The sequence below is a fragment of the Cellulomonas sp. McL0617 genome (assembly GCF_049994875.1).
Lineage (GTDB): Bacteria > Actinomycetota > Actinomycetes > Actinomycetales > Cellulomonadaceae > Cellulomonas.
The window spans coordinates 1,632,294-1,657,454 of sequence record NZ_CP188256.1; the positions used below are offsets into that span (position 1 = coordinate 1,632,294).

At 73.0% G+C, this 25,161-nt stretch carries 21 protein-coding genes; 16 read left to right on the forward strand and 5 right to left on the reverse strand.

Features of this window, described 5'->3' with window-relative positions; translation table 11 throughout:
• Window positions 1–79 precede the first annotated feature (79 nt).
• Entirely contained in the window at window positions 80–1,414 is a 1,335-nt protein-coding gene (locus ACPPVS_RS07400; RefSeq protein ID WP_426595385.1) for an MFS transporter, read from the forward strand.
• On the opposite strand, the gene ACPPVS_RS07405 is transcribed toward ACPPVS_RS07400, so the two are convergent.
• Window positions 1,395–1,754 (reverse strand): DUF1844 domain-containing protein, encoded by a 360-nt coding sequence (locus ACPPVS_RS07405; protein WP_426595386.1) that lies wholly within the window; start codon window positions 1,752–1,754, stop codon window positions 1,395–1,397. The genes ACPPVS_RS07400 and ACPPVS_RS07405 overlap by 20 nt on opposite strands.
• A 308-nt stretch (window positions 1,755–2,062) precedes the next feature.
• Between ACPPVS_RS07405 and infC the strand changes: the two genes are divergently transcribed.
• The 9 genes from infC to ACPPVS_RS07450 all read left to right on the forward strand — a co-directional run bounded on the left by infC (window position 2,063) and on the right by ACPPVS_RS07450 (window position 15,260).
• Window positions 2,063–3,226: a translation initiation factor IF-3 gene (gene infC / locus ACPPVS_RS07410; RefSeq protein ID WP_426595387.1), complete on the forward strand. Its 1,164-nt coding sequence runs from the start codon at window positions 2,063–2,065 to the stop codon at window positions 3,224–3,226.
• Between the two features lie 93 nt (window positions 3,227–3,319).
• Window positions 3,320–3,514, forward strand: a complete 195-nt coding sequence (gene rpmI / locus ACPPVS_RS07415) for a 50S ribosomal protein L35 (RefSeq protein ID WP_426595388.1) — start codon at window positions 3,320–3,322, stop codon at window positions 3,512–3,514.
• Between the two features lie 63 nt (window positions 3,515–3,577).
• Entirely contained in the window at window positions 3,578–3,961 is a 384-nt protein-coding gene (gene rplT, locus ACPPVS_RS07420; protein WP_028049801.1) for a 50S ribosomal protein L20, read from the forward strand.
• Between the two features lie 246 nt (window positions 3,962–4,207).
• The gene (locus ACPPVS_RS07425; RefSeq protein ID WP_426595389.1) at window positions 4,208–4,789 is read left to right on the forward strand and encodes a hypothetical protein; all 582 of its coding nucleotides are present in this window, start codon (window positions 4,208–4,210) and stop codon (window positions 4,787–4,789) included.
• Between the two features lie 4 nt (window positions 4,790–4,793).
• Complete coding sequence (locus tag ACPPVS_RS07430; RefSeq protein ID WP_426595903.1) at window positions 4,794–5,618, forward strand: TrmH family RNA methyltransferase; 825 nt, start codon at window positions 4,794–4,796, stop codon at window positions 5,616–5,618.
• On the forward strand, window positions 5,615–6,256 hold the full coding sequence (thpR, locus tag ACPPVS_RS07435) for an RNA 2',3'-cyclic phosphodiesterase (protein ID WP_426595390.1): 642 nt from the start codon (window positions 5,615–5,617) through the stop codon (window positions 6,254–6,256). Before ACPPVS_RS07430 ends, thpR begins: the two co-directional genes overlap by 4 nt.
• A 200-nt stretch (window positions 6,257–6,456) precedes the next feature.
• On the forward strand, window positions 6,457–7,500 hold the full coding sequence (pheS, locus tag ACPPVS_RS07440) for a phenylalanine--tRNA ligase subunit alpha (protein WP_426595391.1): 1,044 nt from the start codon (window positions 6,457–6,459) through the stop codon (window positions 7,498–7,500).
• A complete protein-coding gene (pheT, locus tag ACPPVS_RS07445; protein WP_426595392.1) occupies window positions 7,500–10,058 on the forward strand; it encodes a phenylalanine--tRNA ligase subunit beta in 2,559 nt (852 codons plus the stop codon). The genes pheS and pheT overlap by 1 nt, the downstream gene beginning before the upstream one ends.
• Window positions 10,059–10,280: 222 nt before the next feature.
• Window positions 10,281–15,260, forward strand: coding sequence for an ExeM/NucH family extracellular endonuclease (locus tag ACPPVS_RS07450; protein ID WP_426595393.1), 4,980 nt, complete (start codon window positions 10,281–10,283; stop codon window positions 15,258–15,260).
• 98 nt (window positions 15,261–15,358) lie between these two features.
• On the opposite strand, the gene ACPPVS_RS07455 is transcribed toward ACPPVS_RS07450, so the two are convergent.
• The 4 genes from ACPPVS_RS07455 to ACPPVS_RS07470 all read right to left on the reverse strand — a co-directional run bounded on the left by ACPPVS_RS07455 (window position 15,359) and on the right by ACPPVS_RS07470 (window position 19,077).
• Window positions 15,359–16,645, reverse strand: a complete 1,287-nt coding sequence (locus ACPPVS_RS07455) for a TrpB-like pyridoxal phosphate-dependent enzyme (protein ID WP_426595394.1) — start codon at window positions 16,643–16,645, stop codon at window positions 15,359–15,361.
• Window positions 16,646–16,756: 111 nt separating this feature from the next.
• Window positions 16,757–17,326: a dienelactone hydrolase family protein gene (locus tag ACPPVS_RS07460; RefSeq protein ID WP_426595395.1), complete on the reverse strand. Its 570-nt coding sequence runs from the start codon at window positions 17,324–17,326 to the stop codon at window positions 16,757–16,759.
• Window positions 17,327–17,359: 33 nt separating this feature from the next.
• Window positions 17,360–18,097, reverse strand: coding sequence for a DsbA family oxidoreductase (locus ACPPVS_RS07465; protein WP_426595396.1), 738 nt, complete (start codon window positions 18,095–18,097; stop codon window positions 17,360–17,362).
• Complete coding sequence (locus tag ACPPVS_RS07470) at window positions 18,094–19,077, reverse strand: quinone oxidoreductase family protein (protein WP_426595397.1); 984 nt, start codon at window positions 19,075–19,077, stop codon at window positions 18,094–18,096. The genes ACPPVS_RS07465 and ACPPVS_RS07470 overlap by 4 nt, the downstream gene beginning before the upstream one ends.
• 83 nt (window positions 19,078–19,160) lie before the next feature.
• Between ACPPVS_RS07470 and argC the strand changes: the two genes are divergently transcribed.
• Genes argC through ACPPVS_RS07500 form a run of 6 tightly spaced genes read left to right on the forward strand, consistent with a single transcriptional unit; the run spans window position 19,161 to window position 25,143 of the window.
• Window positions 19,161–20,225, forward strand: coding sequence for an N-acetyl-gamma-glutamyl-phosphate reductase (gene argC, locus ACPPVS_RS07475; protein ID WP_426595398.1), 1,065 nt, complete (start codon window positions 19,161–19,163; stop codon window positions 20,223–20,225).
• On the forward strand, window positions 20,222–21,427 hold the full coding sequence (gene argJ, locus ACPPVS_RS07480; protein ID WP_426595399.1) for a bifunctional glutamate N-acetyltransferase/amino-acid acetyltransferase ArgJ: 1,206 nt from the start codon (window positions 20,222–20,224) through the stop codon (window positions 21,425–21,427). The genes argC and argJ overlap by 4 nt, the downstream gene beginning before the upstream one ends.
• Window positions 21,424–22,380 carry an acetylglutamate kinase gene (gene argB, locus ACPPVS_RS07485; RefSeq protein ID WP_426595400.1) on the forward strand — a complete coding sequence of 319 codons (957 nt, stop codon included), beginning with the start codon at window positions 21,424–21,426 and terminating at the stop codon, window positions 22,378–22,380. Before argJ ends, argB begins: the two co-directional genes overlap by 4 nt.
• A complete protein-coding gene (locus tag ACPPVS_RS07490) occupies window positions 22,377–23,651 on the forward strand; it encodes an acetylornithine transaminase (RefSeq protein ID WP_426595401.1) in 1,275 nt (424 codons plus the stop codon). The genes argB and ACPPVS_RS07490 overlap by 4 nt, the downstream gene beginning before the upstream one ends.
• Entirely contained in the window at window positions 23,648–24,580 is a 933-nt protein-coding gene (gene argF, locus ACPPVS_RS07495) for an ornithine carbamoyltransferase (protein WP_426595402.1), read from the forward strand. The genes ACPPVS_RS07490 and argF overlap by 4 nt, the downstream gene beginning before the upstream one ends.
• On the forward strand, window positions 24,577–25,143 hold the full coding sequence (locus ACPPVS_RS07500) for an arginine repressor (protein ID WP_426595403.1): 567 nt from the start codon (window positions 24,577–24,579) through the stop codon (window positions 25,141–25,143). The genes argF and ACPPVS_RS07500 overlap by 4 nt, the downstream gene beginning before the upstream one ends.
• Window positions 25,144–25,161 lie beyond the last annotated feature (18 nt).

Consider the following 25,161-nt stretch of genomic DNA (forward strand, 5'->3'; position numbering starts at 1 on the left):
ACCACACCGACCTCCCGATGTCCGGGTCGTACCGAAATCAGCGCGAGGCCGGGTCGGCGCACCCCGCACAATCGTGGACATGCCCACCACGACCTATGGAGATGTGCTGCGCCTGCCCGGCGTCGCGCGCCTCTTCGTCGTGTCCTTCGTCGCCCGGATCCCGGCCGCGATGATCGGGATCGTCCTGACCCTGCACGTGGTCACCAGCCTCGGTCGCGGCTATGCCGAGGCCGGGGTCGTCGTCGGTGCGGCCACGATCGGCATGGCCCTCGGGGCACCGTGGCGCGGCCGGCTCGTCGACCGGTTCGGTCTGCGTCGCGCGATCGCGCCGTCGGTCGTCGTGGAGTCGGCGGTCTGGTTCGCCGCGCCGCACCTGTCGTACCAGGCGCTCATCGGTGCGGTGTTCCTGGGTGGCCTGTTCCTGGTGCCGGTGTTCTCGGTGTCGCGGCAGTCGCTGTCCGTCCTGGTGCCCATCCAGCACCAGCGGCCGGCGTTCGCGCTGGACTCGGTCGCCGTCGAGCTCACGTTCATGCTCTCGCCCGTGGTCGGTGTCCTCCTGGCGACGCAGGCGTCCACCGTGGTCGCCCTGACGGTCGTGGGGTCCCTCACCGTCCTCGCCGGTCTGCTCCTGATGTGGGCGAACCCGCCTACCCGGTCAGCGGTCAGCGTCCAGCCGTCCGACGACGCCCCGCCGGGTCGGCTGCTGACGCCCGCGCTGATCGTCGTCCTGCTCGCCGCGGTCGCGGCCGCGTTCGTCCTCGTCGGCACCGACGTGTCGCTCGTCGCCACCCTCAACGACGCCGGCCGCCCGCAGGACGTCGGCTGGATGATCGCCCTGTGGGCGGGGGGCTCGGTGATCGGCGGCCTGATCCACGGGACGGCCCGCCGCACTCCCTCGCCGCTGGTGCTCGTCGCGGTCCTCGCGCTGGCCACGGTCCCGGCCGCCTTCGTGCACGGGCAGGTCTGGCTCGCGCTCGCGGTCGTCGTCGCCGGCCTCCCGTGCGCGCCGGCGCTCTCGTCGATCAACGCCACCCTGGTGCGGCTCGTGCCCGAGCGCCGTCGCGGCGAGGTCATGGGCTGGAGCGGCACGATGTCGACGGTCGGCAACGCGCTCGGGGCGCCCCTGTGCGGAGCCGTCATCGATCGGACCGTCCCCGGTGCGGGGTTCTTGACGGCGGCCGTCGTGGGCGGGGGCATCGCCGTGACCGGCCTGGTCGCGCTGCGGATCGGACGGGGCCGAACGGCCCGCCCGGTTCTCGAGGCACCGACGCGTCCCGCCGAGCCGCCACGTCTGCCGAGGTCCGTCTCGGCCGACGCTCGTCGGCACTCCGTGCGACACGGCCTGCGCCCGCGCGCGGCCCGCCGGCGCGAGCGCGACGGTGACCGGACGCTGGTCAGACGACCGAGCCGGTGAACTTCTCGCCGGGCCCGTCGCCGGGTGCGTCGGGGAACGGGGACGCCTCGCGGAACGCCAGCTGCAGGGAGCGCAGCCCGTCCCGCAGCGAGCGGGCATGCTGGTTGCCGATGTCCGGTGCCGACGCGGTGACGAGCGCGGCGAGCGCCGTGATGAGCTTGCGGGCCTCGTCGAGGTCCAGGTAGTCGGCGCCTGCGCCGGTCGGTCCGTCCTCGGCCAGCCCGCACTTCACGGCGGCGGCGCTCATGAGGTGGACCGCGGCCGTGGTGATGACCTCGACGGCGGCGACGTCCGCGATGTCCCGGGTGGCGTCGGCGGTGGGGTCGGTGCTCTGCGACATGGGTAGATGGTCTCACCACGAGGGGCACGGCCGGCCGGGGAGCGTTCGGCAGGGATCGGTCCGATTCGGCCCGCGCGCGTTGCTCTGCTAATCTTGACCGCTGACTGACCTGGGCTGCCGTTCGCGGACGCTCAGGCGCACAAGTGGAGTCCTCTCCCACCTTGGTCTCACCTGTTCGATGTGATCTTTCGATCGCAGCGACGACAGAGTCCGGGTCACAGTCCGCACCGGACGGCATCAGCCGCTCCCGGTCGCGTGAGCATGGCCACGGCCGTGCCTGCGTAGCGGACTTGTCGGGGCCTCCTCCTGTGACCAGGACGGGGGCCTTCCTCGTTCCTGGCGGTCCACACCACGAACCTGAGGAGCACCACATCAGCGAGCCCCGCATCAACGATCGGATCCGCGTAGCCGAGGTCCGCCTGGTCGGCCCCAACGGCGAGCAGGTCGGCATCGTGCGCGTGGAGGACGCCCTGCGCCTGGCCCAGGACGCCGACCTCGACCTCGTCGAGGTGGCACCTGACGCTCGTCCGCCCGTCTGCAAGATCATGGACTACGGCAAGTTCAAGTACGAGGCAGACATGAAGGCCCGCGAGGCCCGGCGGAACCAGACCAACACGGTCCTCAAGGAGATCCGCTTCCGGCTGAAGATCGACCCGCACGACTACGGCACCAAGAAGGGCCACGTCGAGCGGTTCCTCACGGCCGGCGACAAGGTCAAGGTCATGATCATGTTCCGTGGCCGCGAGCAGTCGCGCCCGGAGATGGGCGTCCGCCTGCTGCAGCGGCTCGCCGACGACGTCTCGGAGCTCGGTTTCATCGAGAGCATGCCGAAGCAGGACGGCCGCAACATGATCATGGTGCTCGGGCCGAACAAGAAGAAGGCCGACCAGAAGCAGGAGCAGCGTCGCGCGGCGCAGGCTGCTGCTCAGCGCGAGGCGAACGCGGCAGCCGCCGCGCAGAAGGCCGCGCAGGTCGACGCTCCCGACGAGGCTCCGGCCGTCGTCGAGACGCCGGTCGTCGCGCCCGTCCCGGCGGTCGTCGAGACGGTCGAGGCCGTCGAGGCCGTCGAGACGGTTCAGACCGAGGCCGTCGTCGTCGAGACGCCGGCGACTCCGGTCACGCCTCGCCCGGCCGCAGCCTCCCGCCCGGCCGCTGGGCCCCGCCCCGCCGCGGCGCCCCGCCCGGCCGCTGCGCCCCGACCCGCCGCGGCGCCCCGCCCGGCCGCGGCCGCACCCCGCCCGGCTGCTGCACCGCGTCCCGCGGCCGCAGCACGCCCGAGCACCACCTCGGCCCCTCGGCCGACCACGACCGCCGCATCGTCGCCCGCCCCGAGCCCCGCGTCCGCGGGATCGACGGCGGCTGCGAAGTCGGCCACGCCGAAGCCTGCCGGAACGCCCCGCCCCGCGGCGCCGCGTCCCGGTCCGGCCGGACCAGCGAAGACCAGCACGACGGCCTCGGAAGAGGCCAGCTAACCCGAACGAACGGACGGGCTGACCCACCGGTCGGACCGCACCAGACGAGTCGCACGATCCCGTGCGATGTAACGACAAGGAGACACGGCAGCCATGCCGAAGAACAAGACGCACTCCGGTGCCAAGAAGCGCTTCCGGGTGACCGGGACCGGCAAGCTCATGCGCGAGCAGGCCGGCGCCCGCCACCTGCTCGAGCACAAGTCGAGCCGTCGCACCCGCCGCCTCGCCGGCGACCTCGTCGTCTCTCCTGCCGACGCCCCCCGCATCAAGAAGCTGCTCGGTAAGTGACCGCGGGGGCGCACCAGCGCCCCGGTCACCCATCCCGAGCCCGAGACCAGCAAGGAGCATCACGTGGCACGCGTGAAGCGGGCAGTAAACGCCCAGAAGAAGCGCCGGACAACCCTCGAGCGCGCCGCCGGCTACCGCGGCCAGCGTTCGCGTCTGTACCGGAAGGCGAAGGAGCAGGTCACCCACTCCCTCGTCTACTCCTACCGCGACCGCAAGGTCCGCAAGCAGGACTTCCGCAAGCTGTGGATCCAGCGGATCAACGCCGCTGCACGCGAGCAGGGCCTGACCTACAACCGCCTGATCCAGGGCCTCAAGCTCGCGGGCATCGAGGTGGACCGCCGCGTGCTGGCCGACCTCGCCGTGAACGACGCCGCGACGTTCAACACGCTCGTGGCCGCCGCCAAGGCCGCCCTGCCCGAGGACGTCAACGCGCCGAAGGCTGCGTGACCCTCGTTCGCTGAGCCCGACCGCCCAGTGCTCCCTCGTCGGAGCCGGGCGGCGGGTCGGTGTACCCGAAGCCCCCGCGGGGCCGCTCTTCTGAGCGGGACCTTCCGGGGGCTTCGTCGTGCTCGCTAGGCTCCGGCTCGTGCAGTCGTCGACGAACCGCGCCTGAGCCGGTGGCCGAGGCACGTCGTGCGTCCGATGGTCTGGCTCGTCCGACCGTGTCCGTCGAGGACGTGGCCAGGAACGCCGATGATGTCGTACGGCGGCGAGCCGATGACCCCGGGACTGGGTGACTTCCAGCTCGACGACATCGAGCGGCGGTTCGGGTTCCGGTTCGAGGCGGTCCACCGCGACTTCCTGCGCTTCGGCGTGCCGACGGGCCGGTACTGGGCCAACTGGCGCGACGGTGCGGCGCGGACCCTCCGGGCGCGGCTGCGGGTGCCGGTCGACGGCGTCGTTGCCGACGTGCTGGAGCACGACTTCTGGCCGGCGGACTGGGGCATTCGGCCCGACGTCGACGAGCAGCGCGAGGCGGTGGCCCGGGGACAGCTCGCGAACGTCCCGACGCTCGTCCCGCTGTTCGCGCAGTGCTACGTCCCGGCCGGTGACCGTCGTGCGCGGTGCCCGGTGTTCCTGGTCGACCGCACCACGGTCTCGGTCGTCGGGCGGGACCTCTACGACTACGCCGGCCGCGTGTTCGCCGCCCAGGATCCCGGCACCTCGCGGCGACCGTTGAGGATCCCCTTCTGGTCGGACCTCGCCGAGCTGTTCGACCCGGACCGGCGAGGGCCCGGGATCATGGACCCGGCACGAAGCCCGGGCACGCGATGATGTCCTGGTGAGCACTCCCACCCTGACGAATCCTCGGGCCGAGCGCGTCAAGGCCGTCCGGTCGCTGAGCAACCGTGCGGTGCGGCAACGGGCCGGGCGGTTCGTCGTCGAAGGTCCGCAGGCCGTCCGGGAGGCCGTGCTGGCGGGGGCGGACGTGCACGACGTGTACGTGACGACCGAGTCGGCGCAGCGGTACCCCGAGATCGTGCTCGGCGCGCAGGACCGGGGGATCCGGGTGTCCGTCGGGACGCTCGAGGTCCTCGACGCGATGAGCCCGGACGGCCAGCAGGTGGTGGCGGTCGTGGCGCTCACCGCACACACGCTGGGCGAGCTCGAGGCCCCGCGGCTGGTCGCGATCCTGGCCAACGTGCGCGACCCCGGCAACGCGGGGACGGTGATCCGCGCGGCCGACGCGGCCGGCGCGGACGCGGCCGTGCTGACCGGCGAGAGCGTCGACGTGCACAACCCGAAGGTCGTGCGGTCGACGGCCGGGTCGCTCTTCCACCTGCCCGTGATCATGGGCGCGGACCTGGCGACGACGATCGACCACCTGCGCGCGGCGGGCCTTCTCGTGCTGGCCGCCGACGGGGTCGGCCCGTTCGATCTCGACGACCTCCTGGACGTGGTCGGCGCGACGGAGGACGGCGTCCCCGACCTGAGTCGGCCCACCGCCTGGCTCTTCGGCAACGAGGCGTGGGGGCTGCGCGACGAGGACCGTGCGCTGGCCGACGCCGTCGTGCGCGTGCCGATCCGCGGACGTGCCGAGTCGCTCAACCTGGCCACCGCGGCGACGGTCTGTCTGTACGCGAGCGCGCGGGCACACCGGTGAGGCTGTTCGCCGCGGTGTGGCCGCCCGAGCACGTGCTCGACCACCTGGACGTCGCGCTCGGCGCGGTGCGCGGTGCGCCGTCGGGGCTGTCGCAGGCGGTCCGCTGGTCGGCACGAGAGACGTGGCACCTGACCACCGCCTTCTACGGTGACCTGCCCGACGGGTCGCTGCCGGCGCTGGCGGCCGGTCTGGCCGAGCTGGCAGCGCGCGTCGAGCCGTACGAGCTGACGCTGCGCGGTGCGGGCGTGTTCTCGCACCGCACGCTGTGGATCGGCGTCGGGGGGGACGTCGAGACCCAACGGGTCGTGAGCTCGGGCTGCGTCGACGCCGGAGACGTGCCGGACCGGCGGGCACGCGAACGCGCGCACCTGACGGTCGGCCGCGTGCGGCCGGGGAGCCGGCCGCCGAGGCGGGGGTCGTCGACGAACACACGGGGGCGTCCGGGGCCCGAGCCGGACCGCGAGGTCGAGGTGGCCGACGGCATCGTGCGGGCGCTGGCCGTGTACGAGGGGCCGCGCTGGGAGGTCGGCGAGATCCTGCTGATGTCCTCGCAGCCGGGTGCGGGCCGCGGGGGTGGGCCGCTGTACGAGGTGGTGGAGCAGTTCGCGCTGGCCTCGCGTGGCAGGATGGGCACATGACAGCGCGTGCGCAGGCGGCCGACGGTCGCCGATTTCCCGGGCCCGTTCCCGGGCTGCGCCTCTGACGCGCACCTGAGCGGGCCGTCCATCGCTGGACCGGCCGCCCACCCCCGGATCGGGCGCCTCTAGACTTGTCCGCCGGCTCGGACGCGCACGCTTCCGGGCCGATCGCCGCGCTGAGAAACTCTTGGAAGGTCAGGATGTCCGACGACACCGCCCTGTCCCCGCTCGATGCTCCGGGCATCGACGCCGCCGTGGAGGCCGCCCTCAAGGCGCTCGACGCGGCGACCGACCTGGACGCCCTGAAGACCGCCCGTCTGGAGCACGTGGGGGAGCGCAGCCCGATCGCGCTGGCCAACCGTGCGATCGGCGGCCTGGCACCGGCCGACAAGGCCACCGCCGGCAAGCTGCTGGGTCAGGCCAAGGCGCGCCTCGGACGCGCGCTGGCCGACCGGCAGGCCGAGCTCGAGGCCGAGCGCGACGCCCGCGTCCTCGTCGAGGAGTCCGTCGACGTCACCCTGCCCACCGACCGCCACCCGCGCGGGTCCCGGCATCCGCTGGACGCTCTGTCGGAGCGCATCGCGGACATCTTCGTCGCGATGGGCTGGGAGATCGCCGAGGGCCCCGAGCTCGAGTCGGAGTGGTTCAACTTCGACGCGCTCAACTTCGGCGTCGACCACCCGGCGCGGCAGATGCAGGACACGTTCTTCGTCGACACTCCCGGTCTCGTGCTGCGCACCCACACGTCCCCGGTCCAGGCGCGGACGCTGCTGGAGCGGGACCTGCCCGTCTACATCGCCTGCCCCGGCAAGGTGTTCCGCACCGACGAGCTCGACGCCACGCACACGCCCGTGTTCCACCAGGTGGAGGGCCTCGCGGTCGACAAGGGCCTGACGATGGCCAACCTCAAGGGCACTCTCGACCACTTCGCCCAGGCGATCTTCGGGCCGGAGGCCCGCACCCGCCTGCGGCCGTCGTTCTTCCCGTTCACCGAACCCAGCGCCGAGATGGACCTCTGGTTCCCGCAGAAGAAGGGCGGCGCAGGCTGGATCGAGTGGGGCGGCTGCGGGATGGTCAACCCCAACGTGCTGCGCGCGTGCGGGATCGACCCGGACGTCTACTCGGGCTTCGCGTTCGGGATGGGGATCGAGCGGACCCTGATGCTGCGGCACGGGATCGCGGACATGCACGACATGGTGGAGGGCGACATCCGCTTCTCCGCCCAGTTCGGGACGGAGATCTGATGCCGCGCATCCCCCTGACGTGGCTCGGCGAGCACGTCGAGATCCCGGCGGACCTCTCCGCCGAGCAGCTGGCGGCCGACCTCGTGCGTGTCGGTCTGGAGGAGGAGGCGATCCTCCCCGCGGCCGTGTCCGGTCCGCTGGTCGTCGGGCTCGTCGTCGAGCGAACGCCCGAGGAGCAGAAGAACGGCAAGACGATCAACTGGTGCCGCGTCGAGGTCGGGCCCGAGCACAACGAGCCGGGCGGCGCGCCGCGGGGCATCGTCTGCGGCGCGCACAACTTCGAGGTCGGCGACTCGGTCGTCGTCGCGCTGCCCGGCGCCGTGCTGCCCGGACCGTTCCCCATCGCGTCGCGCAAGACGTACGGGCACGTGTCCGACGGCATGATCTGCTCCCAGCGCGAGCTGGGCCTCGGCGACGACCACGCCGGCATCATCGTGCTCTCACGCCTGGGCATCGAGGCGGCGCCCGGGACGGACGCACGCGAGCTGCTCGGGCTCGGCGAGGAGGTCCTCGAGATCAACGTGACTCCCGACCGCGGCTACTGCTTCTCCATGCGCGGCGTCGCCCGGGAGTACAGCCTCTCCACGGGAGCGCGGTTCACGGACCACGGGCTGCCGACGAGCCCGCTGCCCGTCGCGGGCGGCGGCTTCGCCGTCGAGATCGACGACGCCGCGCCGATCAACGGGGTGCCCGGCGCCGACCGGTTCGTCGCCCAGGTTGTCCGCGGGGTGCGCGCCAACGACCCGTCGCCGCGATGGATGCAGCAGCGGCTGCAGCAGGCGGGGATGCGACCCATCAACCTCGCCGTCGACGTCACCAACTACGTGATGCTCGACCTGGGGCAACCGCTGCACGCCTACGACCTGGCCAAGGTCGCGGCGCCGATCGTCGTGCGCAGGGCCGTGAGCGGCGAGAAGATCCGGACCCTCGACGACGTCGAGCGCGCGCTCGACCCCGAGGACCTGGTCATCACCGACAGCCCCGACGGCGTGCGCTCCTCTCGGGTCATCGGCCTGGCCGCAGTCATGGGCGGCGGCGACAGCGAGGTCGGCCCGGATACCACCGACCTGCTCATCGAGGCCGCGCACTTCGACCCGATCACGGTCGCCCGGACGGCCCGCCGGCACAAGCTGCCCTCCGAGGCCGCCAAGCGGTTCGAGCGCGGGGCTGACCCGCTGCTGCCGCGCGTCGCCGTCGCCCGCACCGTCGCGCTGCTCGTCGAGCACGGCGGCGGCGTCCCGGACGCCGAGGTGACGGACGTGTTCGACGTGGTCCCGCCGCAGTCGTTCGTGCTCCCGCTCGACCTGCCCGCCCGGTTGGTGGGCGTCGACTACACGCCCGACGAGGTCCGCGACGTGCTGGTCTCGATCGGCTGCGTCGTCGAGACGGCCGGGCCCGACGCCGTGCGGGTCACGCCGCCGTCGTGGCGGCCCGACCTGCTCGTCGGCGTGGACCTCGTCGAGGAGGTCGCGCGGCTGCGCGGCTACGACGCGATCCCGTCGATCCTGCCGTCGGCACCCGGCGGACGCGGGCTGACGCCGGGCCAGCGCACGCGTCGGTCGGTCGCCCGTGCGCTCGCGGAGTCGGGTCTGGTCCAGGTGCTGTCGTACCCGTTCATGGGCACCGAGCAGCTGGACGCGCTCGGCGTGCCGCCCGACGACGCCCGGCGACGCGCGGTGCGCCTGGTCAACCCGCTGTCCGACGAGCAGCCCTTCATGCGGACGACGCTGCTCGTCACGCTGCTGGACACGGCGCGGCGCAACGTCGGTCGGGGGGCGACCGACGTGGCGATCTTCGAGACGGGCCTGGTCACCCGCCCCCTGGCGGACGCGCCGCCGGCCCCGAGGCTGCCCGGGGGGATCCGGCCGTCCGACGCCCAGCTCGCCGCCATCGACGCAGCCATCCCGCCGCAGCCGCAGCGGGTGGCCGGCGTGCTCGCCGGCGCGCGCGAGCCCGCGGGCTGGTGGGGTCCGGGCCGTCGCGCGGACCACACCGACGCGCTCGCCGCGGCCCGACTGGTGGCCGACGTCGTCGGCGTCGAGCTCACCGTCACGGCCGACGCCGACCACCTGCCGTGGCACCCGGGACGGTGCGCCCGGCTGTCGGTCGGCGACGTGTCCCTCGGGTTCGCGGGGGAGCTGCACCCGAACGTGGTCGCCGCGCACGGGCTGCCCGCCCGGGCCGTCGCGTTCGAGCTCGACCTCGACGCCCTGCTCGCCGCGGCACCGGCCGAGCCCTACCAGGCGTGGGCGGTCTCGACGTTCCCCGTGGCCAAGGAGGACATCGCCCTCGTGGTCCCAGCCGACGTGCCCGCCGCGGACGTGCTCGACGCGGTCCGGGTCGGGGCGGTCGCGTCACCGGCCGGCGACGTGGTCGAGGACATCCGGCTCTTCGACGTGTTCGAGGGTGAGCAGGTCGGCGCCGGCAACCGGTCGCTCGCGTTCGCCCTGCGACTGCGCGCTGACGACCGGACGCTGACCGCTCAGGAGGCCGCCGCCGTCCGCGAGGCTGTCGTCGCGGAGGCCCACCGCAGGTTCGGTGCGACCCTGCGCGCCTGAGACGAGAACGTCCGCCCAGTGAACGGGCTCCGCGACGGCCGACCGGCCGTCTCGGAGCCCGTTTCTGTGAACGCGCTGGTCACACGCTTTGAGAACCAAGTCATAGGACGAGTTCACCCAATGGTTACTCGCCAGTAGTTGCGACGTTCCGGACATTCCCCCAATGTGGGGCCCGGTCGGCCACCAGCAGCCGCCGAGCCCTCGACGAAGGAGACGTCCGACGTGCGCCCACCCCTGAAGTCACTCGTCGGGGGCGCCGCCGCCCTCGGGTTCGCCCTGGTCGGATCGTTGGTCGGGGCAGGTGCCGCCCAGGCAGCCGTGACGTCCGCCGCGCCGGTCGTCATCAACGAGGTGTACGGCGGCGGCGGGAACTCCGGCGGGCTGTTCGACCACGACTTCATCGAGCTGCGGAACACGTCGACGTCGGCGGTCGACCTCACGGGCTGGTCGGTCCAGTACGGATCGGCGACGAACACGTCCTTCACCGGCGTGACGCCGCTGTCCGGAACGATCGCCGCCGGCGCCACGTACCTGGTGGCCGAGGCCGCGGGTGCCGACCTGACGCAGCCCGACCTGCCGACGCCCGACGTGTCGGGCACGGTCTCGCTCTCCGGCACGGCGGGCAAGGTCGCCCTCGTGAGCTCGTCGACGACCCTCGTGTGCGCGTCCGCGGCGGCCTGCGCCGCCGACCCGTCGGTGGTGGACCTGGTCGGCTGGGGCACGGCGACCGTGTTCGCCGGGTCCGCGGCGCCGGGTACGACCAACTCCACGTCGGTGGCCCGCAACGCCTCCGGCGCCAACACCGGTAGCAACGCGGCCGACTTCACCGCGGGCGCCCCGACCCCCCAGAGCTCCGCCTCCGGGCCGACCGGCCCGGGCACCACCGTCGACGCGACGATCGAGGCGATCCAGGGCACCGGACCCGCCTCCCCGCTGGTCGGTCAGTCCGTGCGCACCGACGGGGTCGTCACCGCCGCCTACCCGACCGGGGGCCTGTCGGGGTACGTGATCCAGACGCCCGGCACCGGGGGAGACGTGGCCCACACCGGCTCGGACGCGGTCTTCGTCTACTCGGCGGCCACCGTCGGCGCGGTCGCGATCGGTGACCACGTGCAGGTCACCGGCACGGTCAGCGAGTTCAGCGGCCTGACCGAGCTCACGGTCGTCGCCGGCGGCATGACACCGCTGCCGCCCTCGGCCGCCCCCGTCACGCCGGTCTCGGGCACCTGGCCCACCACCGACGCTGCGCGCGAGGCGCTCGAGTCGATGCTCTTCCTGCCGACCGGCCCGATGACCATCTCCGACACGTACTCCACCAACCAGTACGGCGAGGTCGGTCTCGCCGCCGGGACCACGCCGCTCCTGCAGACGACCGAGGTCGCGCGGCCCGGGACGCCCGCCGCCGCCGCGGCCGCCGCGGACAACGCCGCCCGCGCGGTCGTCCTGGACGACGGCTCGTCGACGAACTTCCTGTCGGCGGCCAACTCCGGCCTGACCCCGCCGTACGTCTCGCTCACGAACCCGATCCGGGTGGGCGCCGCTGCGACGATCACCGCGCCTCTCGTCGTCGACTACCGCAACAACCTCTGGTCGCTGAACCCGACGGCTCCCGGCCCGGCGGCCGTGAGCTTCGCCAACACCCGGACGACGGCCCCGGAGCCCGTCGGCGGGGACCTCAAGGTCGCCTCGTTCAACGTGCTCAACTACTTCACCACCCTCGGCGCCGACACGGCCGGCTGCGTGCCGTACAAGGACCGCACCGGTGACCCCGTGACCGTGCAGAGCGGCTGCGACCCCCGCGGCGCCTGGGACCCGGCCGACCTGCAGCGCCAGCAGGACAAGATCGTCGCGGCGATCAACGCCCTGGGCGCGGACGTCGTCGGCCTCCTCGAGATCGAGAACTCCGCGGTGGTGGAAGGCGTGCCGGACCAGGCGCTCGGCACGCTCGTGGACGCGCTGAACGCGGCGGCCGGCGGCGACGTCTGGGCCTTCGTCCCGTCGTCCGCCGACCTGCCGCCCGTGTCGCAGATGGACGTCATCACCAACGCGATCATCTACCGCAAGTCCGCCGTCGAGCGCACCGGCCCGTCGCACGCGCTCGGCACGCTGAGCGGCGACGACCAGGCCTTCGGCAACGCCCGCGAGCCCATCGCGCAGACGTTCACGCCGGTCGGCGGTGGGGACCCGTTCCTCGTCGTCGTGAACCACCTGAAGTCCAAGGGCTCGGCCGGTCCGCTGCCCGGCGACGCCGACACCGGTGACGGCCAGGGCGCGTCGAACGCGTCCCGCGTGGCGCAGGCCACCGCGCTGCGCGACTGGGTGCCGACGATCCAGGGCTCGACGCAGTCGGTCGCGCTCGTCGGCGACTTCAACTCGTACACCAAGGAGGACCCGCTGCAGGTCCTCTACGACGCCGGCTACACGGACGCGGCCTCGGCGCTGGCGCCGGGGCAGTACTCGTACTCGTTCGGCGGCACCTCCGGCTCGCTCGACCACGTCCTGCTCAACGGTCCGGCCCTGGCCCGCGCCACCGGTGCGGACATCTGGGAGATCAACGCCGAGGAGTCCGTCGCGCTCGAGTACGACCGCTACAACTACCACGGCACCCTGTTCTACGCTCCGGACGAGTACCGCTCCTCCGACCACGACCCGGTGATCGTCGGCCTGTCCTCCGGGGCGACCAGCACCGCACCGAAGACGCTGACGTTCCTCGACATCAACGACTTCCACGGGCGCATCGACACCAACACGGTGAAGTTCGCCGGGACCATCGAGCAGGAGCGCGCGGCCGCCGAGGCGGCAGGCAGCCCGGTCGCGTTCGTCTCGGCCGGTGACAACGTCAGCGCCTCGTTGTTCGCCTCCGCGGTCCAGAAGGACCAGCCGACCATCGACGTCCTGAACGCCCTGGGTCTGCAGGCGTCGGCCGTGGGCAACCACGAGTTCGACAAGGGCTTCGACGACCTGAAGAACCGGATCATCGCGGGTGGCACGAACGCGAAGTGGGCCTACCTGGGTGCGAACGTGTACCTGAAGGGCACCACCACGCCGGCGCTGCCGGAGTACACGATCCTCGACCTGGACGGCGTCAAGGTCGGCGTGATCGGGGCGGTGACCCAGGAGACCCCGTCGCTGGTCAGCCCCGGTGGCATCACGCAGCTGGACATCGGCAACCCGGTCGACGCGGTGAACCGCGTGGCCGCCGAGCTGACCGACGGCAACCCGGCCAACGGCGAGGCCGACGTCCTCGTCGCGACGTACCACGAGGGCGCGGGCGAGGGCACGCCGGACGGCGCGACGTTGGAGCAGGAGGTCGCGGCCGGCGGCGCGTTCGCGCAGATCGTCAACGGGACCTCGCCCGAGGTGGCCGCCATCTTCACCGGCCACACCCACAAGCAGTACGCGTGGGACGCCCCGGTGCCCGGCGAGGCCGGCGTGACGCGGCCGGTCATCCAGACCGGCGACTACGGCGAGAACCTCGGCGAGGTCACGCTCACCTACGATCCCGTCTCCGACGAGGTCACCGCGCACACGGAGAAGAACATCCCGCGGCTGGTGGCCCCGGTCGTCGCGGGGAACACGCCCGCGCAGAACGAGGCGGCCTTCGCCGCGCAGCTCGTCGCGACCTACCCCCGCGTCGCGCAGGTCAACACGATCGTGAACGCCGCGCTCGCCTACGCCGACACGGTCGGGTCCGTGCCCGTCGGTTCGGTGACGGCCGACATCACCACCGCCTACTCCGGCGGCACCTACGGCCCTGCCGGCTACGTCGGACCGGGTCCCAACACCACGTCGGGTCGCGACGACCGCGCGAGCGAGTCGTCGCTCGGCGACCTCGTGGCCAACGCGCTGCGCGACACCCTGGCCCCGGCGAACCTCGGCGGCGCCCAGATCGGCGTCGTCAACCCGGGCGGTCTGCGGGCGGAGCTGTTCTACGCCCCCGACGGCGTCGTGACGACGGCCGAGGCCAACTCGGTGCTTCCGTTCGTCAACAACCTCTGGACCACCACTCTCACGGGCGCCCAGGTCAAGACGATGCTCGAGCAGCAGTGGCAGACGAACGCCGACGGCACCATCCCGTCGCGGCCGTACCTGCAGCTGGGGCTGTCGGACAACGTCACGTACACGTTCGACGCCGCGGCGCCGGCGGGCTCGCACATCACGTCGGTCACGGTCGACGGGGTCCCGCTCGACCCGGCCGCGCCCTACCGGATCGGCACGTTCTCGTTCCTGACCACCGGCGGCGACAACTTCCGCGTGGTGGCCCAGGGGACCGACGCGCGCGACTCGGGACTGATCGACCGCGACGGCTGGATCGCGTACCTGCAGGCGCACCCGGGTCTCGCGCCCGACTTCGCCCGCCAGGCCGTGGGGGTGCCGTCGGTGCCCTCGGCCGTCACGGCCGGTGACGCGCTCACGTTCCCGGTCACCGGTCTGGACCTGACCAGCCTGGGCGCGCCGCAGAACACGAGCCTCGACGTCCGGCTCGACGGAACGTCCATCGGGTCGGCCGCGGTCAGCGGCGGGAATGCGACCGTGTCGGTGACCGTGCCGTCGTCCACACCGGCCGGTGCGCACTCGTTGACGCTGGTGGCCACGCCGAGCGGCACGACCGTGACGCTGCCGCTGACGGTGAAGGCCGGCATCCCGGCCTCCACCACGACGCTGACGGCATCGCCGTCGAGCCAGGTCTTCGGCTCCTCCACGCGCGTGCTGCTCACCGCGACCGTCTCGGCACCCGTGCCGGTCGGTGGGAGCGTGGACTTCGTGTCCGGCTCCACGGTGCTGGCGACGGTCCCGCTCAGCGGCGGCACGGCCACCTACCGGCTGCCGGCCACGACGCCGGCGGGCACCTACCCGGTGGTCGCCCGGTTCGCGGGTGATGCCACGGTGACCGGCTCGTCGTCGGCGCCCGTCACCGTGACGGTGCGCAAGGTGACCACCACGACCGGGCTGTCCGTCACCCGCGGGTTCCTGTTCATCCCGCCGATCGCCGTGGTCACGGTCTCGACGGACAACGGTCGCCTGCCGTCCGGGACGATCGAGATCCGGGAGGGCCTCACGGTGGTCAAGCGGCTGAACGTGGTCCTCGGGATCGCCATCGGCACCCTCCCCTCGGGCACGCACACGTACACCGCGACGTTCGTCCCGAGCGACGCCGCCAACGTGAGCCCGAGCACCAGCGCGCCGGTGACGACGCGCTGACGCCAGGACCGTGGCCCGCGTCCAGCCGAACGCGGGCCTCGGTCGTCTCAGGCGAAGTCTGCGCTCAGGCGAAGACGGTGCTCAGGCGAGGACGGTGCTCAGACGAAGTCGTGGTACGCGGGCAGGTCCAGCACCCCGTTGCCGGACAGGCCGATGACGATCGTCTCCGCCGCGGTCGCCTGCCGCGCGTACGCGATCGCACCGGCGACCGCGTGCGTGGACTCGGGGGCGGGGATGATCCCCTCGGCCCGCGCGAACTCGATGCCCGCGGCGAACGCGGTCTCCTGGTCGACGGCGATCGCCGACACCAGGCCGAGCTCGACGGCGTGGGACACCATCGGCGCCATGCCGTGGTACCGCAGACCGCCCGCGTGGATGGGCGGCGGCACGAAGTCCTTGCCCAGGGTGTGCATCTTGAGCAGCGGCGTCAGGCCGGCTACGTCACCGAAGTCGTACCGGTACTCGCCCTGCGTGATCGACGGGCAGGCGGCCGGCTCGCAGGCCACGACCCGGGTAGCGGTCCCCTCCCGCAGGTTGCGGCCGAGGAACGGGAAGCTCAGCCCGCCGAGGTTGGACCCGCCGCCCGCGCAGCCGAAGACGATGTCGGCGGCCTCGCCGATCTCGTCGAGCTGCGCCAGCGCCTCCTGGCCGATCACCGACTGGTGCAGCAGGACGTGGTTGAGGACGCTGCCGAGCGCGTAGTGCGCGTCCGGGTTCGTGGCCGCCGCCTCGACCGCCTCGCTGATCGCCATGCCGAGCGAGCCGGTGGTCTCGGGGTCGGCCGCGAGCATCGCCCGGCCGGCGTTGGTGAGGTCCGACGGCGACGGGTGGCAGATGCTGCCGTACGTCTCCATCTGCATCCGGCGGTACGGCTTGGAGTCGTACGAGGCCCGGACCTGCCAGACCTCGCAGGTCAGCCCCAGCAGCGCGCTGGCGAACGCCAGCGCGGCTCCCCACTGGCCGGCGCCGGTCTCGGTGGTGAGCTTCGTGATCCCCTCGGCGGCGTTGTAGTACGCCTGCGCGACCGCGGTGTTCGCCTTGTGCGACCCGACCGGGCTCACACCCTCGTACTTGTAGTAGATCTTCGCCGGGGTGCCCAGGGCCCGCTCGAGCCGCAGAGCTCGGACGAGCGGCGACGGCCGCCACAGCGCGTAGATCTCGCGCACGGGCTCGGGGATCTCGATCCAGCGCTCGGTGCTGACCTCCTGCATGATCAGCGCCATCGGGAACAGCGGCGCCAGGTCGTCCGGCGTCAGCGGCTGCTGCGTGCCGGGGTGCAGCGCCGGAGGGCACGGTGCCGGCAGGTCCGCCGCGAGGTTGTACCAGTGGGTGGGGACGGTCGAGGGAACGGTCACGCCGAGGGTGTCGAGCAGCGATGCAGTCATCACGGTCCTCCGGGTGGGCACGCCACGCTGGGCGTTCGTCTGCTGTCGGGCGAACCGGTGCGTTGGGCCGTGGACCGGCGCCATCGAGCGGTCCAGCCGCAGCGTAGCCCGCTAGTCCGCGAGGAAGGAGAGCACGTGCTCCGTGAGCTCGGCGGTGGCAGCCGGGTCGAACGCCGGCAGGCTGCTGTCGAGGAACAGGTGCTGGTCGCCCGGGTAGAGGAACAGCTCGGCACCCTCGACGGACGCCACCAGCGACCGCGCGGCGTCCAGGTCGCCCTCGTCGACGAAGATCGGGTCGGCGTCCTTGCCGTGCACCTGCACAGGCACGCCGTCCGGCCAGCCGCCGAACTCGGACGCGGGGAGGCAGGAGGCGACGAAGACCGCGCCCGCGGCGACCGGACGGGTCTGCGCGAGCTGCTGGGCCGCCATGACCCCGAGCGAGATGCCGATGTAGACGGTGCCGCCCGGCAGGTCGGCGGCGGCGTCGACGCCGCGCTGCATCACGGTCTCGAACCCGACCTCGCCCGCGTACGCGATGCCGGCGGAGAGGTCGTCGAACGTGCGCCCGTCGTAGACGTCCGGCGCGTGCACCGTGTGGCCGGCGGCGCGCAAGGCGTCGGCGAACGCGACGACGCCGGGAGTCAGACCCTGGGCGTGGTGCAGGAGCAGGACGGTAGCCATGCTCCGATCATCGCGCGCTGGTCCGACACGCGCTCAGATCGCGCAGGAGTCGTCGACGCACGCCTCGGCGGACGGGTCGGCCGTCGCCAGCGTGGCCAGGGGGTTCGCCGTCTTCCAGCCCTCCTCGAGCAGCTGCGTGAACACGCCGGCCGGCTGCGCGCCCGAGACGCCGATGCGGCGGTCGACCACGAAGAACGGCACACCGGTCACGCCGATCGCGCGGGCCTCGGCCTCGTCGCGACGGACGTCGTCCGCGTGGTCGGTGCTTGCCAGGACCGCACGCGCCTCGTCGGCGCCGACGCCGACCTCCGCCACGATCCGCACGAGGGTCTCGTCGTCGCCCAGGTCGGCGCCGTGCTCGAAGTGCGCCGAGTACAGGGCCTCCAGGACGCGGTCGGCGAGCCCGTGCCGCGCGGCCAGGTGCACCAGGCGGTGCCCGTCGAACGTGTTGACCGCGAGGGTCCGTGCGAAGTCGTAGGCGAGACCCTCACCGGCCGCCACCTCGGTGACCTGCGCGAACATCCGCTGCACCTGGGGGAGCGGGATGCCCTTCATCTCCGCGAGCGCGTCGATCTCGGGACGTCCCGGCCCCGCGGGGGTCTCCGGCGACAGCTCGAACGAGCGCCACGTCACCTCGACCTGGTCGCGGAACGGGAAGTCGGCCAGGGCCGTCTCGAAGCGCTTCTTGCCGATGTAGCACCACGGGCACGCGATGTCGGACCAGATCTCGACGGCGAGCGTGCGGGTCTGGTTCAGGGTGGTGGTCGTCACGGGAGGAGCAGGACCTTTCCGGTCGTGGAGCGCGACTCGAGCGCGCGGTGGGCGTCGGCCGCTTCGGCCAACGAGAAGGTGGCGCCGACCCGCACGTCGAGCGTGCAGGCCAGGACCCCGTCGAACAGCTCCTGGGCACGCCAGGTCAGCTCCTCGCGCGTCGCGACGAAGTCGCCGAGCGTCGGCCGGGTGAGGTACACCGAGCCGGCGTGGTTCAGCCGCTGCGGATCGACGGGCGGGACCGCACCGGACGACGCCCCGAACAGGACGAGGGTCCCGCGGCGGCGCAGGGACGCGAGCGAGGCGTCGAAGGTGTCCTTGCCCACCGAGTCGTAGGCCGCGTGCACGCCACGACCGTCGGTGAGCGCCCGCACCTCGGCGGGCAGGTCACGGGTGAGGTCGGTCAGCTCGCGGTAGCGGATGACGTCGGCCGCACCCGCCTCGCGCGCGAGCCGCTCCTTGTCCGCGGTGCCGACGGTCGAGATCACCCGCGCGCCGCGCGCGGCCGCGAGCTGGGTGAGCAGCAGGCCGACGCCGCCGGCCCCGGCGTGCACGAGGAGGTCGTGCCCCTCGGCCACGGGGAACACGGAGGTGACCAGGTAGTGCGCCGTCATGCCCTGCAGCGGGAGCGCCGCGGCGACCTGCAGGTCGACGCCGACCGGGACGGGGAGCAGCTCCGACGCGCGCACGCGGACCAGCTCCGCGTAGGAGCCGGGTGCCGACGACCACGCGACGTGGTCGCCGACCGCGAACTCGGCCACGTCGGACCCGACCTCGACGATCGTTCCCGCACCCTCCGAGCCCAGGACGTGCGGGTACGGCACGGCGTACATGCCGGAGCGGCGGTAGGTGTCGATGAAGTTGATGCCGGCGGCGGCCACCCGGACGACCACGTCGTCGGGCCCGGGCATCGGGTCGGGGAGGTCGACGAGCTCGAGGACGTCGGGTCCGCCCGCTGCGGAAGCCTGGATTGCGCGCACGTTGGGCCAACGCGACGGCGACCCGCGATCTTCCCCGCGGAAGTCTTTCGCATCTTCGTGCACGACGATGTATGTTCATGCACATGACGTTCACGGTCGCGGTCGCGGGTGCCAGCGGGTACGCGGGTGGCGAGATGCTGCGCGTCCTGCTGGCGCACCCCGAGGCTCGGATCGGCGCGCTGACGGCGCACTCCAACGCCGGGACGGCGCTCGGCGCGCACCAGGCTCACCTGCGCTCGCTGGCGGACCGGGTGCTGCAGCCGACCGACGTCGACGTCCTCGCGGGCCACGACGTCGTGGTCCTGGCCCTGCCGCACGGGTCGAGCGGCGCGGTGGCCGCCGAGCTCGCGGCCCGTGGCGACCGGGCCGTCGTCGTCGACCTCGGCGCCGACCACCGCCTGGTGGACCCGGCCGACTGGGAGGCGTACTACGGCAGCGCGCACGCCGGGACCTGGCCCTACGGCCTCCCCGAGCTGCTGCACGCGGGGGAGCGGACCGCGTCCGCGCAGCGGGCCGAGCTGGCGGGAGCCACCCGGATCGCCGTGCCGGGCTGCAACGTGACCGCCGTGTCGCTCGGACTGCAGCCGGGCATCGCGGCGGGCCTGATCGAGCCCCTCGATCTCGTCGCTGTGCTGGCCAACGGGTACTCGGGTGCGGGCAAGTCCCCCAAGACCCACCTGCTCGCCAGCGAGGGCCTCGGCGCGTCGCAGCCGTACGCCGTCGGCGGCACGCACCGGCACATCCCGGAGATCGGCCAGAACCTGCGCTCCGCCGGGGCCTCCGACGTGACCATCTCCTTCACGCCGACGCTGGTCCCGATGGCCCGCGGGATCCTGGCGACGGCGACCGCGCGTCTCGTCCCCGGCACCGACCCGTCGCTCGTGCGGGCCGCGTGGGAGCAGACGTACGCCGACGAGCCGTTCGTGCACCTGCTGCCCCCGGGCCAGTGGCCGAGCACGGCGTCCACGCTCGGCGCCAACACCGCGCTCGTGCAGGTCGCGGTCGACGAGCGCGCCGGCCGCGTGGTCACGGTCACGGCGATCGACAACCTGGTCAAGGGCACCGCCGGCGGCGCCCTGCAGTCGCTCAACCTCGCACTCGGGCTCGACGAGACCCTCGGTCTTCCACTGGATGGAGTTGCACCATGACGGTCGACACGACCGCCCACCCGTCTCCGGGCGTCACCGCCGCCGCGGGCTTCCAGGCCTCGGGCGTCGTCGCGGGCCTGAAGGCCTCCGGGCGACCGGACCTGGCCCTCGTCGTGAACGAGGGCCCGTCCCAGGTCGCTGCGGCCGTCTTCACGACGAACCGCGTCGTGGGCGCGCCGGTCGTGTGGTCGCGCCAGGCGGTCTCGGACGGCGTGGTCAGCGCGGTCGTGCTCAACTCGGGCGGCGCCAACGTGTGCACCGGGCCGGACGGCTTCCTCGACGTGCACCGCACGGCCGAGAAGGTGGGCAACGTCCTCGAGATCTCACCGGGCGACGTCGTCGTGTGCTCCACGGGCCTGATCGGCGAGCCGCTGCCCATCGGCAAGCTCCTCGCGGGCGTCGACGACGCCGTCTCGCACCTGTCCCGGACCGGCGGCCTGGCCGCGGCGACCGCGATCATGACCACCGACACCGTGCCCAAGACGGCGCACCTCACGATCCAGGGCGACCGGGGCGAGTGGACCGTCGGCGGGATGGCCAAGGGTGCGGGCATGCTGGCGCCCGGCCTGGCGACGATGCTCTGCGTGATCACCACCGACGCGGTCGTCGACGCCGAGACCGCCGACGCCGCCCTGCGGGCCGCGACGAGCCAGACGTTCGACCGCATCGACTCGGACGGCTGCATGTCGACGTCGGACACCGTGACCCTCCTGGTCTCGGGCGCGAGCGGCGCGGTACCGGACCCGGCCGGTTTCACGGCCGCCCTGACCCAGGTCTGCGCCGAGCTGGCCCGGGCGCTGGTCGCGGACGCCGAGGGGGCGTCGCACGACATCGCGGTGACCGTGATGGGGGCCTCGACGGAGGCCGCCGGTCTCGCCGTCGCGCGGGCCGTCACGCGGTCCAACCTGTTCAAGGCGGCGATGTTCGGCAACGACCCGAACTGGGGCCGGGTGCTCGCGCAGGTGGGGACCGTGCCGGAGAGCGTCGCGCCGTTCGACCCCGACCAGCTCGACGTCACGATCAACGGCGTCATGGTCTGCAAGAGCGGCGGCGCCTACCGCCCGCGGACCGAGGTCGACCTCGCCGCGAACCGCGAGGTGCACGTGCTGATCGACCTGCACGCCGGACCCGAGGTCGTCACGGTGTGGACGAACGACCTCACGCACGACTACGTCCACGAGAACAGCGCGTACGCGACATGACGGACTTCATCTTCAACACGCGCACCGACCTTCGGCCCGAGCAGAAGGCAGAGGTGCTCATCGAGGCGCTGCCGTGGCTGCAGAAGTTCGCGGGTGCGCTCGTCGTCGTGAAGTACGGCGGCAACGCCATGATCGACGAGGACCTCAAGCGCGCGTTCGCGCAGGACATGGTGTTCCTGCGGCAGGTCGGTCTGCGCCCGGTCGTCGTGCACGGCGGGGGCCCGCAGATCAACTCCATGCTGGACCGGCTGGGGATCGAGTCGGAGTTCCGCGCCGGCCTGCGGGTCACCACGCCCGAGGCCATGGACGTCGTGCGGATGGTGCTCACGGGGCAGGTCTCGCGCGAGCTCGTCGGCCTGCTCAACGCTCACGGCCCGCACGCGGTCGGCCTGTCCGGCGAGGACGGCGGCCTCTTCCAGGCGCGCCGACGTTCGGTGGTCGTGGATGGCGAACCGGTCGACGTCGGCCTCGTCGGCGACGTCGTGCAGGTCAACCCGGGCGCGGTGCTCGACCTCCTCGACGCCGGTCGCATCCCCGTGGTGTCCACGGTCGCGCCCGATCTCGATGACCCCACCCAGGTGCTCAACGTCAACGCGGACACCGCCGCAGCGGCGCTCGCGGTCGCGCTCGGCGCGCGCAAGCTCATCGTGCTGACGGACGTCGAGGGCCTCTACACCAACTGGCCGGACAAGGGGTCGCTGGTGCGTCGCCTGCGCGCAGCCGAGCTCGCCACCATCCTGCCGACGCTCGACGCGGGCATGCGGCCGAAGATGGAGGCCTGCTGGCGGGCGGTCGAGGGCGGCGTCGGCCGGGCGCACGTGATCGACGGCCGCGAGCCGCACTCGATCCTGGTCGAGATCTTCACCTCCGACGGCATCGGCACCATGGTCCTTCCCGACGAAGAGCCGGCGGACGCACCGTTCACCGCACCGATCCCGGTGGTGACGAGATGACCGACCTCCAGCGCGCCCGCCACCGGGCCGACGTCACGCCGGACGCGAATCTGCCCGTGCCCGCGGTCGACGGTTCCGTCGCCGACTGGACCGACCGGTACACGCACGCAGTCATGGACACGTTCGGAGCCCCGCAGCGCGTGCTGGTGCGCGGCGAGGGTCCGTACGTCTGGGACGCCGACGGCACCCGCTACCTCGACCTGCTCGGCGGCATCGCGGTCAACTCGCTCGGCCACGCCCACCCGACGCTCACGGCCGCGATCAGCGCCCAGCTGGGCACGCTCGGGCACGTCTCCAACTTCTTCGGCAGCCCCACGCAGATCGCGTTCGCGGAGCGGCTGATCGCGCTCACGGGCGCCCCCGAGGGGTCGCACGTCTTCCTGACCAACTCCGGCACCGAGGCCAACGAGGCCGCGTTCAAGCTGGCCCGGCGCACCGGTCGGCCGCGCGTCCTGGCCCTCGAAGGTTCCTTCCACGGCCGGTCGATGGGGGCGCTCGCACTCACTCACAAGGCGTCGTACCGCGAGCCGTTCGAGCCGCTGCCCGGCGGCGTCGAGTTCGTCCCGTTCGGCGACACCGACGCCCTCGAGGCGGCCTTCGCCGAGGACGGCGACCAGGTCGCCGCCCTGTTCGTCGAGCCGATCCAGGGTGAGGCCGGCGTCCTGCCGCTGCCGCCCGGCTACCTCGCCCACGCCCGCAGGCTGACCGCCGAGCACGGGGCGCTGCTGATCCTCGACGAGGTCCAGACCGGCATGGGCCGGACCGGCGCCTGGCTCGCGTACCACCACCCGCACCTCGGCGGCGGGGTCGTGCCCGACGCGGTCACGGTGGCCAAGGGCCTCGGTGGCGGCTTCCCCGTCGGTGCCCTCGTCGCCTACGGCCCGGACACGTCGGCGCTGCTCGGTCGGGGGCAGCACGGCTCGACGTTCGGCGGCAACCCGGTCGCCTCGGCAGCCGGGCTCGCGACCATCGGCGTCATCGAGCGTGACGGCCTTCTGGCGCACGTCAGCGGCCTGGGGGAGCGGCTGCGCACGCGGCTGTCGGAGACCGGCAACCCGCTCGTCGTCGGTGTGCGCGGTGAGGGGCTGCTCATCGGCATCGAGCTGGCCGGCCCGGTGTCGGCGCAGGTCGCCGCCCAGGCGCTCGCCGCGGGCTTCATCGTGAACGCGGTCAACCCGTCGACCATCCGGCTCGCGCCGCCGTTCATCCTCACGGACGAGCAGGCCGGGCAGTTCGTCGACTTCCTGGCCCAGGTGGAGGTGTCGTCGTGACCCGGTCCTTCCTGCGGGACGACGACCTCTCGCCCGCCGAGCAGCGGACGGTCCTCGAGCTCGCCCTCGCCTTCCGCGACGACCACTTCGTTCGCACGCCCCTGACCGGACCGCGGCCCGTGGCCGTCATCTTCGACAAGCCGACGCTGCGCACGCAGGTGTCGTTCACGGCGGGCATCGCGGAGCTCGGTGGCTTCCCGCTGAGCGTCGACGGGAACCTCGCCAAGATCGGCCAGCGCGAGTCGATCGCGGACACCGCCCGGGTGCTCGGCCGGCAGGTCGCGGCGATCGTCTGGCGCACCCACGCGCAGGACCGGCTCGACCAGATGGCCGCGCAGTCGGGCGTGCCGGTGGTCAACGCGCTCACGGACGAGTTCCACCCGTGCCAGATCCTCGCCGACCTCATGACGATCGCCCAGCACCGCGGCGGGGTCGACGCGCTGCCCGGGCAGACCCTCGCCTACGTCGGCGACGGCGCGAACAACATGGCCCACTCCTACCTGCTCGGCGGTGCCACGGCCGGTCTGCACGTCCGCGTCGGGACGCCGCACGGGTTCCTTCCCGACCCCGACGTGCTCGCCGACGCGGAAGCCATCGCTGCGACGACGGGCGGGTCTGTCGTCGTCACGCACGACGCCGCGCTCGCCGTGGCGGGCGCGGACGTGGTCGCCACCGACACCTGGGTGTCGATGGGCCAGGAGGCCCACGCCGCGGAGCGCGAGACCCCGTTCGTGCCCTTCCGGGTCGACGCGGCACTCCTGGCGCTCGCCGCGCCCGACGCGATCGTCCTGCACTGCCTGCCCGCCTACCGCGGCAAGGAGATCACCGCCGAGGTGCTCGACGGACCGCAGGCAGTCGTCTGGGACGAGGCGGAGAACCGGCTGCACGCCCAGAAGGCGCTGCTCACCTGGCTGCTGGAGCAGCCGTGAGCGTCACCTCGTCGGTCCCGCACACCAAGGCCGGGCGCCACGCTCTGGTCACGTCGCTGCTGTCCCGCGGGCTCGTGCACTCCCAGCAGCAGCTGGCCGAGCTGCTCGCGGCCGAGGGGGTCTCCGTCACGCAGGCGACCCTGAGCCGCGACCTGGTCGAGCTGCGCGCGGTGAAGATCCGGACGCCGTCGGGGGCGCTGGCCTATGCGGTGCCGGTCGAGGGTGGGGGTCGCACGACGCCGTCGACCGGTCCCGACTGGGCCCCCGCGCGGGAAGAGATGCTCGCGTCCCGCCTCGCCCGGCTGTGCGCCGAGCTGCTGGTCACCGCCGAGGCGTCCGGAAACCTCGTCGTCCTGCGCACGCCGCCGGGCGGGGCACAGTTCCTCGCGTCGGCCATCGACCACTCGATCCTGCCCGCTGTCCTGGGCACCATCGCCGGCGACGACACGGTGCTGGTCATCGCCCGCGAGGGCGAGACCGGTTCGGCGCTCGCTGCGCGCTTCCTCGCCCTGGCCACCGATGCTCGACCGGACGCCGCTCCCCGCCTGCGACCGGCAGACTGAACCTCGAACACACCGACC

Excerpts from the sequence above, each read along its gene's own strand:
- pheT (WP_426595392.1), top strand. The coding sequence starts at position 7,500 with ATGCCGCGCATCCCCCTGACGTGGCTCGGCGAGCACGTCGAGATCCCG.
- ACPPVS_RS07460 (WP_426595395.1), bottom strand. The coding sequence starts at position 17,326 with ATGGCTACCGTCCTGCTCCTGCACCACGCCCAGGGTCTGACTCCCGGC.
- argJ (WP_426595399.1), top strand. The coding sequence starts at position 20,222 with ATGACGGTCGACACGACCGCCCACCCGTCTCCGGGCGTCACCGCCGCC.
- argC (WP_426595398.1), top strand. The coding sequence starts at position 19,161 with ATGACGTTCACGGTCGCGGTCGCGGGTGCCAGCGGGTACGCGGGTGGC.
- ACPPVS_RS07405 (WP_426595386.1), bottom strand. The coding sequence starts at position 1,754 with ATGTCGCAGAGCACCGACCCCACCGCCGACGCCACCCGGGACATCGCG.
- pheS (WP_426595391.1), top strand. The coding sequence starts at position 6,457 with ATGTCCGACGACACCGCCCTGTCCCCGCTCGATGCTCCGGGCATCGAC.
- ACPPVS_RS07455 (WP_426595394.1), bottom strand. The coding sequence starts at position 16,645 with ATGACTGCATCGCTGCTCGACACCCTCGGCGTGACCGTTCCCTCGACC.
- rpmI (WP_426595388.1), top strand. The coding sequence starts at position 3,320 with ATGCCGAAGAACAAGACGCACTCCGGTGCCAAGAAGCGCTTCCGGGTG.
- ACPPVS_RS07425 (WP_426595389.1), top strand. The coding sequence starts at position 4,208 with ATGATGTCGTACGGCGGCGAGCCGATGACCCCGGGACTGGGTGACTTC.
- argB (WP_426595400.1), top strand. The coding sequence starts at position 21,424 with ATGACGGACTTCATCTTCAACACGCGCACCGACCTTCGGCCCGAGCAG.
- ACPPVS_RS07490 (WP_426595401.1), top strand. The coding sequence starts at position 22,377 with ATGACCGACCTCCAGCGCGCCCGCCACCGGGCCGACGTCACGCCGGAC.
- ACPPVS_RS07400 (WP_426595385.1), top strand. The coding sequence starts at position 80 with ATGCCCACCACGACCTATGGAGATGTGCTGCGCCTGCCCGGCGTCGCG.